12 protein-coding genes are annotated in these 17719 nt (G+C 44.6%); 4 read left to right on the forward strand and 8 right to left on the reverse strand.

Translation table 11 applies throughout. The features are described from left to right. Nucleotides 1-19 precede the first annotated feature (19 nt). From MKZ16_RS23730 to MKZ16_RS23740, 3 genes are read right to left on the reverse strand one after another with little or no spacing between them, the layout of a single operon-like run. A complete protein-coding gene (locus MKZ16_RS23730; protein ID WP_076100985.1) occupies nt 20-1582 on the reverse strand; it encodes an extracellular solute-binding protein in 1563 nt (520 codons plus the stop codon). A gap of 44 nt (nt 1583-1626) precedes the next feature. Further along, nucleotides 1627-2496 carry a carbohydrate ABC transporter permease gene (locus MKZ16_RS23735; RefSeq protein WP_036683160.1) on the reverse strand — a complete coding sequence of 290 codons (870 nt, stop codon included), beginning with the start codon at nt 2494-2496 and terminating at the stop codon, nt 1627-1629. Between the two features lie 15 nt (nt 2497-2511). After that, nucleotides 2512-3462, reverse strand: coding sequence for an ABC transporter permease subunit (locus tag MKZ16_RS23740; protein ID WP_051491278.1), 951 nt, complete (start codon nt 3460-3462; stop codon nt 2512-2514). 293 nt (nt 3463-3755) lie between these two features. Between MKZ16_RS23740 and MKZ16_RS23745 the strand changes: the two genes are divergently transcribed. Next, nucleotides 3756-6044, forward strand: coding sequence for an AraC family transcriptional regulator (locus MKZ16_RS23745; RefSeq protein ID WP_038572678.1), 2289 nt, complete (start codon nt 3756-3758; stop codon nt 6042-6044). Nucleotides 6045-6119: 75 nt separating this feature from the next. Here the strand turns inward: MKZ16_RS23745 and MKZ16_RS23750 are convergent, their stop codons facing one another. From MKZ16_RS23750 to MKZ16_RS23770, 5 genes are all read right to left on the reverse strand, one after another. Continuing rightward, a complete protein-coding gene (locus MKZ16_RS23750) occupies nt 6120-8123 on the reverse strand; it encodes a beta-galactosidase (protein ID WP_076104310.1) in 2004 nt (667 codons plus the stop codon). 26 nt (nt 8124-8149) lie between these two features. Next, nucleotides 8150-9574, reverse strand: a complete 1425-nt coding sequence (locus MKZ16_RS23755) for a family 43 glycosylhydrolase (RefSeq protein ID WP_076104309.1) — start codon at nt 9572-9574, stop codon at nt 8150-8152. Between the two features lie 87 nt (nt 9575-9661). Next, the gene (locus MKZ16_RS23760) at nt 9662-11335 is read right to left on the reverse strand and encodes a hypothetical protein (RefSeq protein WP_076100980.1); all 1674 of its coding nucleotides are present in this window, start codon (nt 11333-11335) and stop codon (nt 9662-9664) included. A 42-nt stretch (nt 11336-11377) separates the two neighbouring features. After that, complete coding sequence (locus MKZ16_RS23765) at nt 11378-12253, reverse strand: carbohydrate ABC transporter permease (protein WP_036683169.1); 876 nt, start codon at nt 12251-12253, stop codon at nt 11378-11380. A 36-nt stretch (nt 12254-12289) separates the two neighbouring features. Then, the gene (locus MKZ16_RS23770; protein ID WP_081382600.1) at nt 12290-13246 is read right to left on the reverse strand and encodes an ABC transporter permease subunit; all 957 of its coding nucleotides are present in this window, start codon (nt 13244-13246) and stop codon (nt 12290-12292) included. 228 nt (nt 13247-13474) lie between these two features. Between MKZ16_RS23770 and MKZ16_RS23775 the strand changes: the two genes are divergently transcribed. From MKZ16_RS23775 to MKZ16_RS23785, 3 genes are all read left to right on the forward strand, one after another. Next, nucleotides 13475-15205, forward strand: coding sequence for a histidine kinase (locus MKZ16_RS23775; protein ID WP_076104307.1), 1731 nt, complete (start codon nt 13475-13477; stop codon nt 15203-15205). Beyond that, nucleotides 15186-16541 carry a response regulator gene (locus MKZ16_RS23780; protein ID WP_076104306.1) on the forward strand — a complete coding sequence of 452 codons (1356 nt, stop codon included), beginning with the start codon at nt 15186-15188 and terminating at the stop codon, nt 16539-16541. Before MKZ16_RS23775 ends, MKZ16_RS23780 begins: the two co-directional genes overlap by 20 nt. 75 nt (nt 16542-16616) lie before the next feature. Next, nucleotides 16617-17495, forward strand: a complete 879-nt coding sequence (locus MKZ16_RS23785; protein WP_036683178.1) for an AraC family transcriptional regulator — start codon at nt 16617-16619, stop codon at nt 17493-17495. Nucleotides 17496-17719 lie beyond the last annotated feature (224 nt).

A 17719-nucleotide genomic window follows, 5' to 3' on the forward strand; every position in this document is an offset into this window, starting at 1 on the left:
GTCCTTGGCACCAGACAGATTAATTCCCGTTTAACTGAATGTTCTGAACACGCTCGTAAGCTTCCTTATAAGTGCTCAACAACTTATCCACGCCGAGATTGTTCATCTCCTCCACATATTTGTCCCAGTCGGCCAGCTTTCGGGAGCCGGTAACAAACTTGGCAAAGCTTTCATCGCGGTGTTTTTGGATCGCCTGGCCGGTAATCGCGATAATTTCATTCTCTTTCTCCGTAAATGCAGGACGCGGCTGCATCATGGACGGATCATATTTCGTCGCTTCTTCAAAGGCATACTTTAAATTGTCTGAGAACAACGACAGATGTGAGCCAAAGTCGATCCACGTGTACGTTCCGCTAGTCTGAAGTCCTGTCTGCTTCCGCATTTCGATCACATCGTTGTACTCTGGTTTGAACTTAATCGTGTCGCCTTCCTTCACATACGTCTCGCCCTCCACGCCCCAGCTGCTGAGCGTACGTCCCTCTTCGGAATAGAAAAAGTCCATATAGCTCATCACATCATCGATGTTCTTTGAGGTTGATGCCACGGTTAGGCCACCTTCCATATAATGAAAATACGGGTTCAGTTGCTTGCCGCCGGCAATGCCCGCTGGAGGAGCCATGAACTGCATGTTGAACTCCGGATTTTCCTGCTGCATCGCATTGTTAAAAAAATCGATCCGGCTGATGTAATCAATGGTCACAAACGATTTGCCCGTGGACACCATGTCCTGCCATTGCTTAGTTTGCAGAGATAGAAAGTCAGGCGGAATCAGCCCTTCGTCATAAAATATTTTCCACATGCCAACCATTTCCTTGTAACTATCTTCCGTAGGCCCAAAAAGCCACTCTTTTTTATCAAAATCATAATAAGCCCCTTCACCTGTCCCGTAATTCACAGTCATATTGGCATTCATTTCATCAGGAATTTGACCGTAACGGATCGAGAGCGGATAGCTGTCCGGATATTTCGCCTTCAAGGTTTTTAGAGCTGTATGCAGCTCCTCATATGTGGCTGGTGCCTGGATTCCTTCTTTGTCAAAAATGTCTTTACGGTATAACCAGATCATGCGATTCGTCTCGCCAAAGCCCTGATTCGGGAACATATACATTTTGCCATCAGCAGACAGTGCAGCCTTCGCTTCCTCTGGATACTGCTTTACCCAGGCGGTCAGATTCGGCATTTTGTCCATATACTCCATCAAATCCACCAACGCACCCTGTTGCCCGAATTTATTCGATTCTTTGCGGTTAGGCATATACATCAGATCCGGCATTGCCTTCGAGGCAATCGCCAGGTTCAAGCTCTCTTCAAGCTTCCCTGAAGGGGTCTGCACCTCGAGTGTGACACCGGTTTTCTCCTTCAGCCAGCTCCAAATGGGCCAGCTTTTCGAATAAGGGAACGTAGCATTGTTGTCTAAGAGCGCAGTGAAGGTTTTTTCGGTTTTGGACGAATCAGTAGGTGAAGCGGTACTACTGCCCTGAGTATTACTCTGCGGCGAGGTGTCATTGCCCCCTCCGCTGCAGCCAGTTACTACGGTTGCTGCAATTACCAGTGGCAGCAGTACAGATTTCCATTTGTTCATTACGATCTCTCCCTTATTCTGAATTTGTGACGGTTCCACCCACCTCAGCCTTTAACCGCGCCAATCATGGCCCCCTTAACGAAATACTTCTGCACAAATGGATACACAATCAGAATCGGAAGCGTCGAGACCATAATCGTCGCGTACTTCAGCGATTCTTCTATCACCATGTTGTCACCTCCAATGCTAGTAACATCTCCCGAGCTAGCACTGCCAGCCAGCACCAAATTGCGCAGCAGCACTTGCAGCGGGAACAAATCCGGTGAGCGCAGGTAGAGCAGCGGGTAAATAAAGTTATTCCACATGCCAACCGCGTAAAAGAGTGCTATGGTGGCGAAGGAAGCCTTGGAAAGCGGAACAATAATACGGATAAATATGCCGATATCATTCAGTCCGTCGATGCGGCCTGACTCCTCCAGCTCTTTAGGAATGCCGGAGAAAAAGGTCCGCATCAGAATCAGATTCCAAGTGCTAACCGCCCCCGGCAGCACCATGCCCCATACGGTATCGACCAGATCCAGGGAGCGAACCACGAGGAACGTAGGAATCATCCCTCCGCTGAAAAACATCGTCACCACAATCAACAGGGTGAAGCTCTTGCGCAGCGCCATATCACTGCGTGAGAGTGCATAGGCACCCGTGGAGGTGACCACCAACGAGATAAAGGTGCCAAGCACGGTGTAAATGAGTGTATTTTTGTAAGCCACCCAGATTTGCGAATCTCCGAGTACAAGCTTATACATATTCAGGTTAAAACCCTTAGGCCAGAAAGAAACTGTATTCTTCATGACATGCACATCACTACTGAGAGAGACAGCGAGCATATGCAGGAACGGATAAAGCGTGACCACCACAACCACGAGAAGGATAAAAGTGCTCACGACATTAAACCAGGATAAACGGGGTGATCTCATCACCACACCTCTTTTCTACCATAAACTTGTCTCGCTTACACGACGGCTGATGTAATTTGCTGTATAGATGAAGATCAAGCTAATCACGCCCATGAAGAGATCAATAGAAGCGCCATAGCTGAAGTTCCCCTGCACCATACCCACCCTATAGACATAAGTACTGATAATATCCGCTGTGTCGTAGATCGCCGGGTTCTGCATCAGGAACACCTTCTCGAAGCCAATCTCGAGCACTTTACCGATATTAAGAATCAAGGTGATCACGATGGCGGGTGAAATGCCGGGCAAGGTGACATGCCATATTTTACGCATGCGGCTGGCTCCGTCCATATCAGCAGCTTCATACAACTGCGGGTCGATAGCGGTCAACGCGGCCAAGTAGATAATGGTCTCCCAGCCGATATGCTGCCAGATCTCCGACAGGACATAAATACCGCGGAACAATCCAGGTTCGTTCATGAAATTGATCGGTCCAATCCCTATGGCACCAAGCAGATTATTAATCAGCCCTCCGGTTGGGGATAAAAACATGATCACCATACTGGCAACAATGACATTTGAGATAAAATGTGGAAGATAGCTGACGGTCTGCACAACACGTTTGAAAGCAGCCTTGCGCACCTCATTAAGCAAAATCGCCAGTAGAATTGGTGCCGGGAAGCCGAAAAACAGCTTATATAAACCAAGCAGAAAAGTATTTTTCATCAGCGGCCAAAAATCGGGATTCTCAATAAACATCCTGTAATATTTGAGTCCCACCCAATCGCTGGCCCAAATTCCTTTAAAGAGATTGTAATCCTTGAAAGTGATAACTAATCCAAACATCGGTGCATAGCGGAAGATCAAATAATACAACAGGCACGGCAGGAACAGCAGCCAGAGCGCCTTGTTTTTATTCCACGTTCGAAGGATTCCCGCTTTGTGGCGTTGAGGTCGTTGGGGTCGCCGGTGCACTTTCTTTCGCATTTTGTCCTGCACTACGCTAGCTTGAGCCATATGCATGTCTCCTCTTGTTAAAATGATCATAAATCATATAGATGTCAGATTACTTCCCCCTTTTTTCTGGGATTTGTCTCCGAATTATAGCTGCATTTCTTTGGAAAGCGCTATCTACATGTTATATAACATTTCGCCTTAACTGCGGATTTCCATAGAATAGCGTACAAATCAGCAAAATTGCATATTGTTGGTGTTAGCTTTTTGCCGCTATGATAGAATTAATCCAATTCATTTACGGGTGCATCCAAAGGGGGATACATATGAAGGGATCCGTTACAGGCAAATTTGCGCTGAATGCCCTGTTCGTTAAGCTGATGCTAAGCTTCCTCAGTGTCATCTTGATTTTGGCATCATTTAATCTGTTCTCCCATCTGTATTTAAGCGGCAAAATCTATAAGGAGATGATCCGTCAAAATGAGCTTGGACTCGCACAAACGGTCGAAGGCTACGAAAATCATTTCCGGTTGACCCAGAACATGATTCTTGCCCTCACCCAATCCGATTCATGGACTGCCAATCTGGGCATTTTAAGCCACCTCAAAGAGAACCGTCGATATGATATCCCGGCAGAAGTGACATCGGATCTCTCAACTTTGTATGCTAATCCTTTTCTGCATATCGAAAATTTCATTCTTTATTTTAAAAAGGAAGATTATGTACTGGAGAGGGAGGGCCTAAGCAGCGCCGCAGATATGTTCGGTAAATACTACTTCAGTGCAGAATATCCTCCGGAGTACTGGAGCCGGCAAACGATGGACAATCAATTTTTAAAAGTCATGCCCGCCGTAACCTTTACCGAGAAAACTATACATTCCACCCGTACGCTCGGAAGGTTAATGCCAGTGCTGGTCAAAGCGATTCCTTATGAGGAAGTGTATGGGATTGTCATGCTGAATCCGCAGCTGATGCAGGATACCTACGGTGATGCCGGCAATACCCCATTCTATATTCTGGATGCACAAGAAAATTTATTGTTCTCTACATCAGATGTTAATCTGCAAACAAGCCAGCTTCCGGAAAGTAGCAATGCCCATGAGCGGGTCGGAGATCAATATTACTTCTATGAAAAAGGTAAACAAACCGGATTCACCTATATCCGAGTGACCGAGGTGGCGGCTATTGCCGCGGAAATGCGTGGTATGCAGCTATTGCTGGCTGTGTTACTCTCTGCGGCAGTACTGATCAGTGTTCTCTCATCCCTGATCTTCAGCCATCGGCTTAACCAGCCGCTCCAGCGCCTGATTGGTGCCTTGGACCGTAAAGCGGGCAGCCGGCCAGAAAAATTGAGCAGTGTGAAGGAATTCGCCATTATCGGCGACCGCCTCAGCTCCATTTTGGAGAATAACCGATTCATCCAGACCGATCTTGATCATAAGAACTCACTGGTACGCCAATATGCCTACACTCATAAAGTGAAAAATATCCCGCTGAGTAAAAGTCTTGCGGAGCTTGAAGATGTCCGGCAATCCGAACTACCCTATGCCTCCATTCTGTTCAAGGTCAGCTTCAAAACCTTGCCGGACGAATTTGAGAAACACACACTGATGTTATGGAAACTAATCCAAACCTTGATCACCGGAGGTGAAAGCGACAGCGTCGCACTCCAGCCGGAGCAGGATCAGCTCTTGCTGCTCCTGTTCAACCCCGGACCGCAGAGCAGTTTTCTGCAGGCTCTTGATACACTGAAAGAACTGCTGGATTCGGAGACATCCTTATACCTGACTATTGCTGTAAGTCCGGTATATTCAGGCGAAACCTCATTTACCGATGCCTACAATAATCTATCGATGTTGTTAAATGAGCGTAGATTGAACGGGGAAACACAAATTATCGTAGAACCTAGAGCCTCGTCCGCCAAATCCTTTCATTTAAAGGTGACCCACGGAGAGGAGCTGCACAATCTGCTGCAGTCTGGCAATGAGGAGGCTGTATTCGCTTGGCTGGATCGTCAGCTGGAGCAGCTGCAGCACAAGGACGCGGCGGCGGCGGATTTTCGGGCATTTGCCTTGGGAGCAGCGGAACAGACGAGCAAAACGGTGACGAAGCTGAATCTGCCCCAAGCGGAAGCGGAGCGTCTCTTACCACCCCGACTAGAGCCATTTAACGCTTTCCACTCAATGGATCAATACAAGGAATGGCTGCGTGATCTGGTTCGTCCTGTGCTCGTGGTCATCAGTAACCGCTCGGAGTCGCGCGACCCTATTATCAGCTTTGTGCTGGATTACTTAGACAAACATTACGGCGAGGACATCAACCTCAACCTAGTAGCAGACAAGTTGAATTTAACTCCAGGTTACCTGTCCAGCATTTTTAAAGAGAAAACAAACATCAACTTCAGTGAATATCTGAACAATCTGCGGATTGAGCGGGCCAAAGAGCTGCTAATGAATCTGGAACTGCGGATTCAGGATATCGCGCTTCAGGTTGGTTATCAGAACGTAAATTCCTTCATCCGTATGTTCAAACGTTGTGCCGGAATAACTCCGGGGGAATACCGCAAGCGCTATTCCCGTGATGATTCACTCCCCTCCTCCGGCCTTGGCTTATAAAGGGGCTACATTGCAGAGGAGAGGACAAAAAAGGCCCCCATCGGCTGGGGGCCTTTTTGTTGTAAAGATTTGCAATCAGAATCCCGTTTTCGGAATCTCTATTGGCACAATATTATAGGGTGCTGTCCTCCCCGTCCGCACCTGATACATCTGGTCATGGGCCTTTTTCGCTGCTTGCACGAAAGGTTCATATGGACGGTTGCAGACATCCACTACGCCGATTTGATAGTTTTCTCCGTCATAACGTCCAAGCACAGGCTGATCATTCCATTGAAAATAATGAACTCCGATCAGCTGCGGGATGGCTGCCCCCTGCTCTACATAATAACGGTAAGCTTCACCGCGCTCCTTCTGAGTTGCCACCGCACGGATCCCATAAGCCAACATGCCGCCTTCAGCCGCACCAAAATGATATTCCCCAATCATGACTGGTTTGTTCAGTCGTCCGCTGATCTGGGCGATCTGTTCCTTGTCAGGACTGAACTGATAGCAGTTCATAGAGAATACATCAAACCATTCGCAGCCCTCCAGCACCTCATCACTGCCAACCCAGGCATAACGCATTCCCAAATTCAGATGATTCGGATCCGTCTGCTTGCAAAGACAGGCTGGCACTTCTACATACCGCCGGATCATGATCCGGTTGAACTGGTTATAATCCACTTCTCGGGCAGAAGTGAGATTATCCCCGGTTACATTCACATTCGATACATCGTATAAATCCTCGAATTCTTCAAAAACACTATCCCACGCCATGTTTAATTGCTCCACTGTTTTGTACTTTTCTGCAAGCCAGCGAATGAATTCCTTCTTGCTGGCATAACGGACCGGAGATTTCAGCATCTGCCCGGTCAAATTCAACCCATCCACGAATGCCCAATGCGACTCATTACGCATGAAATAGCCAACCATTCTCTGATCTTCCCTTAATGGAAGAAGCTGCTCCGCAAAGCTCCCGGCATTCCGCTCATACTCCGGGCTAAACACATCCGGGAAATCCCGGAAAATAGATTGCTCCGTCATAGGAAAGTCCACTAGAGGATAAACATACGGAAGCTGAGATTCCTTAATAAAAAGATCATTGGACCAGTTACCGATGGTGTTGAATCCCCATTGTTGTAAGCGGAAATCCGTCATAGCCACCCAGTTAGAGCGCCACTCCGCCCCAAAAGCAGTGATCAGATTAGCAATCTCGAAGCTGAATTCCTCGCCATCCTGTGACCAAGCTTCTTGATAGATTCCTTCCCGCTCCGGCAACGAGGGTATCAAGTGTTCCATACCAGTTACATGCATAGAACAAGCCGGACCCACACAGTCCATCCCCGTACTGAACAGAGCATAACCCTCTGGATCAACGAACCACCAGCGGCTGCCGTCAAATTCCGTGCGGAAATATCCAGTTGGCGCGAATCTCAGCGCCTTCCAACCCCCGTACCTGCTGAGGTCACCTCCACTGTGATCAACTTGTGCCGCAAGTTGCCGCTCTTCGCGCAGCCGATCCGTCAATGCTTCTGCATCAACCGTTTTCCCTGGCCAACCCCTTCCCTTTAATTGGCCCAGATCATCTATATATGGTTGCTGTTCATACTCAAAGACGGGCTCAGTTAGACTTAGAGCCAAGCCACTAATTTGCACGGCTCTACTTGTTGTTGAAGGGAGAGTAGCGATAGAGAATCGGGTGATATGCTTGCGATCGATGCCTGCATCTCCCCTCAGTACTGTCTGCATCACACCCGGATAACGGGGGAGGAACAACTTTTCTCCATTTAAATGAATCAAAGGTAAACAAATTTTCGTGCGCACACCAGGTAAAATTCCTACATGATAAGTAATGACGCGATGATCCCGATCATAAAAACTGAATAATAGCACCAGAACGTCATGGCTTTCATGGTAAACCTCAGCATTAACGAAACCATAATCGCACCAAGCGGCGGATTCCAGCTGCCCTGGCTGAAGCTCAATTCCACCACCTTCTGGTGTAGTGATTAACTGAAAAGCCTCAGAGGAAGTCGCAGTAAGTTGTGTATGGGGGTCACTTTTAAACCATTCCATAGGGAAGGAGACAGATAAACTCATCGGTATACCTCTTTTCTCTAAACTGTTTACCTTACTGAAATCAGTTGAAAAAGCTGCGGGTCTGCACCTAGACGGGGATCATGGCAGCGTTTGGATTCAAGAAACACACAACCCCAGCCCCCACGCTGTTCTCCTGCTACGGTAAGAACTCTTCCGTCATTGCTCCCAATAGTCAGTGAACCTGCTTCTGTCTCTGTAAGCAACCATATAAACTGATCTTCGTTGTCCCGAATAGGCTCCAGCAGCAAGGAATTCAACGAGCCAATAGATAAGACCTTTACATTGTTTCGAATTCTTGCCCTGCCCTTCTCCCCGTATTCAACCGTCCATCTCTGCTGCTGATCTTCATACGAAAGCGTACGGACTTCGACGTTCAGGGTCTCCTCATGTTCAATAGATTGATTTCCCGCCGCCAGATAAATCCCCATTCCTAAGCTTTTCAATCTGAACAGACCACTACCAGAGCCGCATTCCACAGCTACGATTCCCTTCCTAAGGTCAATCACGGTTCGCTCTGCCCAGTCAAGCTTCATTTCCCGGTCAGAAGGAAAGCTGAGCGGCAGAAATACATAGGAAGAGGCATAATAATCCGCAGGGTCCCAGCGATCCCCAACATACAGGTAAGAGCACTGGTCATTGTCTGTTCCTACAATAGGAACTATAAAAGCAGGCTGGCTGTCGTATGTAGTGATGTCGCCCAAAGGCAGCAAGGGTGACCAACGACCAAATAATTCCTCGGACCAGGCATAGGTTCCTTGGTTAGGCAACCAGCCCGTACAGGCGGACGAGATGAGGAAATATACACCCTGACGTTTCATTAATGCAGGTGCTTCACGCGCTTGTCCGGGCCACAAGGTCTTGACCTGTTCTTCTATGCTGAGGTAATCAGGTGACAGACGATACATAATAAGATCAGCATTTTCCCTTGCCGCGGAGATAAAATAAGCCGTCCCATCGTCATCCTGGAACAAGGTGCAGTCACGAGACATGTTACCTATCGGATTAAAGCTGCCCCGGTAAACATAATCCCCATCTACCGTCCCGCAATCAGCGATCGCGCAGCGCGCATCAGAGTAGTCGCGTCCATTTTCCCAATGCATCCACATAACAAATCTCCCTGTAGGTTCGTTGTAGAGTACTTTTGGGCGCTCAATTACCGCACCCGTTGGGCGCCCCTCCCTGTCCAAGGGTTCAAGCTCTAATGTGGTGCGATGATAAATCGGCTGTACCGGTGAATCGAGTGTGAGCACATCATTGCGCCATTCCCAATTCACTAGATCCACGGATCGGTAGCAGCTCACTCTCCGCCGATCCATCCGGTTCTCACCAAACCAGTAATAATATCCATCCGTATAGAGCATATGTCCACCATGTGCATGTACAGGATTTCCGCTCATATCCAGAAGTGGAGCGCTATTTAGTAGGGTGACTGTATTCGCGTTTTCGTCCATGATTATCCTCCAGAGGATCAGATTTTTATACAAAAAAAGCAGGTCCGGCCAAGGATGACCTTAACTGAACCTGCTGTTCTTGCGAACTTATTTCAATCCCATCTGAGACATCACATCCACCTTGCTAGCATTGTTATACCATTCGTTGATTTCTTCGGAAATTTTCGTACCGCCTTTGTCATGCCATTGCTTCACGAAGTCATCGTACGCAGTTAGCGGCTCTTTACTGTAAATAATTTTGGTGAAGGTTTCCTTTTCCATCGTATTCAGTTGCTCCCAGGTTGTCTGCATAGTCTTGGTAGGAGGACCGTTAAATGCATTTGGAAGCAGCGACTCTCTATTCTCATAGGAAATCACATATCCCTCTTTGGCTGTTTCATCATTTGAAGCCGATCTGATCAAGACCCCATTCTCGGCTTTTGCACCTTTGGAAAGATCATAAAAAGATTTACCTGGACCATCAACACTAGGTGTATTTTTGGTAAAAGCCATTTTCCCTACACCTTGAGCGGCATCCAAAGGAGTATTGAATTTTTTGGAATCGAATACCACTTCATCGCCTACGATGTCATAATCATATCCCTGAGCATAACCATATTTGAAATCTCCGGTACCAAATGCTGCATCGTAAAGCTTGTCATAATACAAGAAGAAAGCTTCCATATTGTTGAAGTCTTTATTAAACATAAAGACACCATCGTTCTGCTGACCGGATTGGTAGGTTCGATCCCCACTTACACCGTTGATTGTTGGGTAAGCTTTGATTTTAGCCCCTTTTACGTTAGTTTCCACATCTTTAACACTGCCGTACAGCCAAGGACGGCCAATAATAATCCCTGCTTTACCTTCAGTGAAATCCGCCAGTGCATCCCATGCACCCTGTGTAGCCAGCTCTTTATTTAAATACCCTTTCGAGTACCAATCGCGTAGTTTAGCTAACGCATCTTTTGTCCCATCAGCAACGGAACCGTAAGTGAGTTTACCATTGTCGTTATACCATTGGCCGGGGAGACTCTTCCCTGTATAAGCACTAAAAATCATTACAGAGTCGCTTACCCAGCCCGTGTTGTAAGAATCTTTTCCCGAGAAATCAAATCCATAAGTATCATTTTTTCCGTTACCGTCCGGATCATCATTCGTAAAGGCAGCGATAACCTGTTCAAATTCATCTATATTTGTTGGCGCTTTTAAATTTAATTTATCTAACCAATCTTGACGGATAAGCATGACTTCACCTTCGGTGAGGTTGGGCGAAATCGCCATCCCATAAACCTTGCCATTCTGGATAACCGGGTTGAACGTTGTTGGATATTGTTTATATATTTCTTTCAGACGCTCAGGCATGTATTTGTTTATGTCTTCCGCAATATCTTTTACAAGTCCTGATTGAATCAAATCATTTTCTAGTGAGGTGTCATACACTGGCAAAACATCCGGGAGCTTCTCGGAACCAGTGAGCGCTAAACGAAGTTTCGTATTATATTGGGAGGCATCACCGCCCAAAAGAGTAGTTTGGATGTTAATCCCTAGATTCTCGACACCCCAGCGGGTCAACACATTATCATTTAAGCTCTCCCCGTTGATATATTTACCGGCATTCTCATCTTGTTGCTTGGCGATGTTGATAGTAATAGGAGGATCGTATTTGCCGTCTTTGAGAACCGCTTCTGCCGCATTAGATTCTTTACCGTTTGAGCCGCAGCCCGCTAGCAATCCTGCCATCAATACAGTAGTCGTTATTAAGGCCCCTGTTTTTTTCATCAATAAGCTCCTTTGAATTAAAGTTTTTATATGTTGGTCACGTTATTCTTTTACAGCACCCAGAACGATGCCTTTGACAAAGTACTTCTGTAGAAACGGGTACACAAGGATAATGGGCAGTGTGCTAATAAAAATTTGCGCAGCTTTGATACTCTGTTCTGACAACGCGGCTGCTTCTGATTGACTAAGTGCCATACTCTGCGCTGAACCTTGTACAACTACAGTCTGTAAGAATGAAGCTAACGGATAGTCCGTTGTATTCGACATATACAAAATCCCATCAAACCATGCGTTCCAGCTCCCTACCATGATAAACAATCCGACGGTTGCCAGACCGGGAAGGGAAAGCGGAAGATAGATTTTCCGGAAAATGACGAAGAACGAAGCCCCATCGATAAATGCCGCCTCTTCAAGCGCCTTAGGGATTGTTTTAAAGAAATTCATAATCAGAATCAAATTGTAAGCTCCGAAGGCACCGGGAAGAACGAGCGACCAGATCGTATCCTTGAGCCCAAGTTTCGTAACCAATATATAAGAAGGAATCAATCCACCGGAAAACAACATCGTGAAAATAAAAATCCACATTAAAGCATTACGCCCACGGAAATCTTTGGACAAGGCATACCCTGCCGTTGTAATAATAAACATGCTAATTAACGTCCCCAGCACCGTCCGGACCACTGAGATTCTCATGGAGCCTGTAAAATTCGTGTTTTTAAAAGTTTTCACATAGGCTTCGATATTAAAGTCCACCGGCCAAAAGGATACCAAATTCCCATTTACCGCTGTCTTACTGCTAAATGATTGTGCTAGCAAATGAAGCATAGGCAATAAACACGATAAGGCTACTAGAATCAGGAGGATATGATTGAAAATCGAAAATATCCTATATCCCTTGGATTTATAATACACTCCCATTCCTCCTAACTGTTTTGAAAGCTTAACAACTTCGACTTAAAATATTTTGTAGTTAGCTACCTTGTAAGCAATTCGATAGGAAATTACGATTAAAATGAAGCTGATGCCAGATTTAAACAACCCAACAGCGGTACCAAAACCGTATTGGCCATTCAATAAGGATGACCGGTAAACATAAGTATCGATGATATCTCCCGTACTATATACGAGTGGATTGTATAAGTTAAAGATTTGGTCAAATCCTGCATCCAAAATATTTCCAAGGCTTAACGTCGCAATTACGATGATCATCGGCATCATACTCGGTAAGGTAACATGGCGTATTTGTTGGCGGCGTGACGCGCCGTCTATCTCGGCGGCCTCATAATAAGAAGGGTCGATCCCTGTGATCACCGCTAAGTAAACAATCATGCCAAATCCGAAGTTTTTCCATAAATCACTGATGATGATCGTCGGTCTGAACAGCGTAGGATCACCCAAAAAGAAAATCGGTTTCAGTCCGAGGAAATTCGTAAGAAAATGATTTATGCCCCCATCCAGACCTAAGATATCAATCATGATTCCGGCAACGGTTACCCAAGAGAGGAAATGCGGTAAATAGACCAAGGTTTGAATACTCTTTTTAATCCCCATGTTTCTAATCTCGCTTAGCAGAATCGCCATAAAGATAGGAACGATAATTCCGACTATAATTTTGATTACAGCAATAATGAGGGTGTTGATAATGGATTGTGTGGCCTCTTTATATTGAAAGATTCTTGCGAAGTTATCCCAACCAATCCAAGTTGAACCTGTAATTCCAAGCCAGGGCTTGTAATCCTGAAAGGCCATCACTAATCCGACCATAGGACCGTAGGCAAAAATTAGAACGAATACCAAAGCTGGGATACATAAAACATACAATGGCCAATTTTTTTTGATTTCCTTTTTCCAAGGATTTTTTCTGCTTTTTTTAACGTTGGCTTTCTCACTCCATTTAAGCTGGGTATTCATTATCTGTGCTATTGTGCTTACCCCCTTTTACATTCTTGGCTGCTAATTTCTTTCTGGTTTAATGTTAACAAAAGCGCTTTCATTCGAAAATGTCTCAAATTAAATATCATAACCACTCGCTAAACATCTTTATAAACGCTTTCATTTTGCGGGAGCTCTTCTCTTTTTCTTTTGGAATATATGGCTTATGATGAATTCACAAGAGTCCTAGCGACAGGAGTAATGCTTATGATTAAAAAAGTAAATATGAAACGATTCATATATTTTTTCGTTTTTTTCCTTTTACTGACCTTAAGTTTGTTTTTCGTAATGAACTCCCTAGGTTCCAAAACCATTCAAGAGAGCTTGGTTAACTCCTCCAAAAATCAGCTAGCCTATACGGAAAGCATTCTGGATGGCATCATCTCTGAGGCAAGTTTGTATGGCATCCAATATACAGCCGACACCTCCGTACGTTTCTATCAAAGCAAAATACAAGAGATGAACAATTACGATGCCCAGATGAAAAAAAACGATATCTATGACCGCATATCAGCACCACTTCTCTCCAGTCAGGCGATTGAATCTATCGGTATCTACTGGAAATCGGACGGCACTTTTATTTTTACGGGTCATGATTCGCTTGCCAAACAGCCCTTTCAGAAGGTCACGCAGCGAGGCTGGCAGATTGTTAATAATAATTTGTATTATTTTTCAATCTACCCTTATATTCATGAGCCTAAGAACCCTGCCAATATTCAATACATTGTGGGCGTTAAGCTGAAAAAGGAGTATTTAACAAGTCTTTTAGAAAAAGCAGTGAGTGGCGGTGAGAGCTCCAATGCCTTTTTGCTTGTGAACAAGAGTTTGATGATTAGCAATAAAGCGGTGGATATTCGAATCGAGGAAAAAGCCAAGGAGACGATAACACCCAATGCACATGAAATTCTAAAGTTTGACTATCATATCAACGATGACGATTATTATGTTTTATCGAAGTATATTGAGCCGATTGATACGTATCTAGTTACCTATACGCGAATGAGTGATTTTTTGAATCCGCTTAACCGGAATAAACAGGTGTTTTTTGTCAGCATCTTAATGATCTTGATCATTGGCCTTATCGTGATTTTTATGTTCTATCGAAACTATTATCGCAATGTATATCTGCTCGACAAGAAATTCTACCAAGTGGAACAAGGGAATTACAGCACCAGAATTAGTGAGAACCCGGACAATCAATTTTATAGTCTATTTAAAAGCTTTAACCACATGGTCGCCAAAATACAGGCTTTATTCGCTTCATTAAAAATAGAAACCGAGCTTCGCAGAAACGCGGAAGTGAAACAGCTGCAGGCTCAGATCAATCCACATTTTCTTTACAATAATCTGTTTTTCATTATGGCTGTGGCAAAAACTTCACCGGAAGCCGTAATGCAGATGAGCAAACATTTAGCAGAGTACTATCGTTATTTAACAAAAATGAATTCAGATAATGTTACGTTGGCTTCTGAATTGCAGCTTGCCGATCATTTTTTATCCATCATGTCACTTTCCAAAAAAATAAATTATGAAATCAACCTGCCCCCTGAACTGGGAGAGCATCTGATTATGCCACTGATTATCCAGCCTATGGTCGAGAACGCGATTCAGCATGGGATTGAAGAACAGCAAGGGGCTTATCGCGTTACTATAGATGTAAAAGCACTTGATACTGGAGCGTTAATTATTGTAGCCGATGATGGTAAGGGGCTTACTGCTGAGGAAATACACCAGCTAATGGCCAGACTTGAGAATGAATCCCCCCCTGAAGGATCAAGAGGAATTGGTCTTTGGAACATTCATCATCGCCTCAAAAATGCGTATGGTGAATTAAGCGGACTGCGTTTCTTCATTAATGACTGGGGCGGTTTATCCGTGCTGGCATTCATAGATTTCTCGCTGGATGAAGGAGGTCAATATGCGATTACTGATAGTTGATGACGGGCATTACATCGTTGAATATTTAAAACACCTGCTGGATTGGAACAAATTTGGGATTGAGCATATTGAGACGACAACAAATTCGATTGAAGCCAAGGAGCTATTGAATCAGAATCATATAGATATTCTTATTACAGATATTCGTATGCCCGAGGTATCCGGCATTGATTTACTGCATCATGTTCATGAAAAAAAGCTCAAAACCAAGGTGATTTTTCTTTCCGGTTATTCTCAATTTGATTATGCACAGCAAGCCATCCGTCTGGGCGCTTTGGATTATTTACTCAAGCCGGTAGATAAAGAGGATATGGAAAAAGCCATGAGTCAAGTTATTAAGAGTATCGCTGAGAAACCCTCAAAAACCCCAGTGGCAGAGAAAAAGATAGATGGGCTAGGTTACCTGCTTTCTGTTATTAGCGAATCTTCCCCAATACGTAATGATTACAGTACATTCGATTCTACCTTCCGGAATGAGCATTTTTGCTTTTTTCATGTCTCAGGGGCTAGTGGGAAAGATGAAATGATTTTAAAAGATCATAATGGTGGACGAGACTTTATTTGGACCACTCCATCAGCCATTACTGGAATTATTCCAGAATCAAATATCGAAACTGTGGCAAGCAGCGTCGATTCCATTTCTTTTTCCGAGCCGTTTGAATTTTCTCAAAAGCATGCTGTTCGGCATATTTTTTATCATTTCTTTTTTAATGAAAATGTTGGGACCAATGACTTTACTATGCTGAGTATCTCTAGTGCTCTCCCTAAATTAGAGCTTGGAGAATGGGAACAAACCAGAAAAAACATTTTAAAAAACTTTGCCAAGCTCACTGTTAAAAAACAAAAGCTCCTCTACCTGCTCGAATTCATTAATTTGCTGTATTCCACAACCGATAAAATTCAATCAGCTGAGGCCGCAGACTGGATTTTCAATCAATTATCAGAGCCAAATACGGCTCTTCAATCCATCTTGCAAAGCCTCACCCAATTAGATAGAAGCGCTAAATTTTCCAATCAAAATATTGTTCATACCATTCAAGCCTATATCTCCAATCATATTAGTGAATGCTTGAGCCTGGAGGACTTAGGGAAAATTGTTCACCTCCATCCTGTTTACCTGTCCAAATTTTATAAGCAGGAGACGGGCGAAAATTTATCGAGCTACATTTCTTCTAAACGCTTGGAAAAGGCCTCCAAGTTATTGATCGATTCCAAATTACATGTGCTCGATATTTCACATCTAGTCGGCTACAAAAAGCCACAATATTTCATTAAGCTGTTCAAAGATCAGTATGGCATTACGCCTTATCAATATCGAAGACAGCAGATTAAATGAAACAAAAATTGAACAGATCAGCAAAAAAGTTTACACTTTGAATGAAGTAACGAACCATGGAAAGGAAACCTGCTAATGTTGCGCTCCTCCTACACCATTCGCTCGGAAGAACAAGCTTCTATGCTTCTGTTTGATTCAATTGGCTGGGAACAAGCCGAGACTCCGGCATATTCATTTAACGGCCAGAACCGGACGGAGAGAAGTTGTGTTATTTTTCAGTACACCTTATCTGGAGAGGGTAGAATTGAAATAGACGGGGTTGTTCACCCATTAACGAAGGGCAAAGCTTTCCTAGTGACTGTCCCCAGTATACACAGATATTATTATCCGGAGGAAGGTACAGAGCCCTGGGAATTCATTTGGCTGAATGTACGAGGACCTCTAGCTATTTCACTCTGGAACCAACTGATCGCACATGGCGGTCCCATTATAGAACTCCCTCAGGAATCGGTTCCGATGGATTTATTGTGGAGTATGTTCAAGGACATACAGGTTGATGAGGAAAGAGATTTGCATTTTCTAACGGGGAAAACCTTTCAGTGGATATTGTCCATGGAGAAATACCTCAAGAAACCGAATTTGTTAACCACCTATATAAAAAATGACAAACTTCATGCTGCTATACAATTTATGAAAAATGATCTGCACAATAATAACCTTAGCTTAGACGATGTCGCCGCACATGTTGGAATTTCCAAACATCATCTTTGCAGGCTATTTCAAAAAAACATCAATCTCTCGCCTTTTGAGTATTTAAGAAGGAGACGGATCGAGCTGGCAGCATCTATGCTGAAAACAACAGATCAGACGATCTACCAGATCGCTGTGGACACCGGGTTTGACAATGCCAGCTATTTCGGCAAAGTCTTTCGTTCCTATTTTGGAGTCAGCCCCTCCACTTACCGCGAGCAGGATCTGGAGTTCCTGTCCAAACATGTGTTTTTTGAAAATTGATGTTGCTCGGCATAACCGTTCGGCTTCGATAGAGCTGAGTGGCATGCGTGGCGTGCTAATTCGGGGCCGGTGGATGCAAGTAGTAACCATTCAGATTTGGTGGCGCCAACTCAAAACCATCCCCCGCCGCTTTCGGACCCAGATGACGCTATTTGCTAATTTTTCGCCTTTTGAGCACAGTTTCGGACTCCAGTGCAGCTATTCCTTCGAAAGAGGTGCATATT

It is taken from the genome of Paenibacillus sp. FSL R5-0928 (genome assembly GCF_037970385.1).
In the GTDB taxonomy this organism is placed as follows: Bacteria; Bacillota; Bacilli; order Paenibacillales; family Paenibacillaceae; genus Paenibacillus_AQ; species Paenibacillus_AQ odorifer.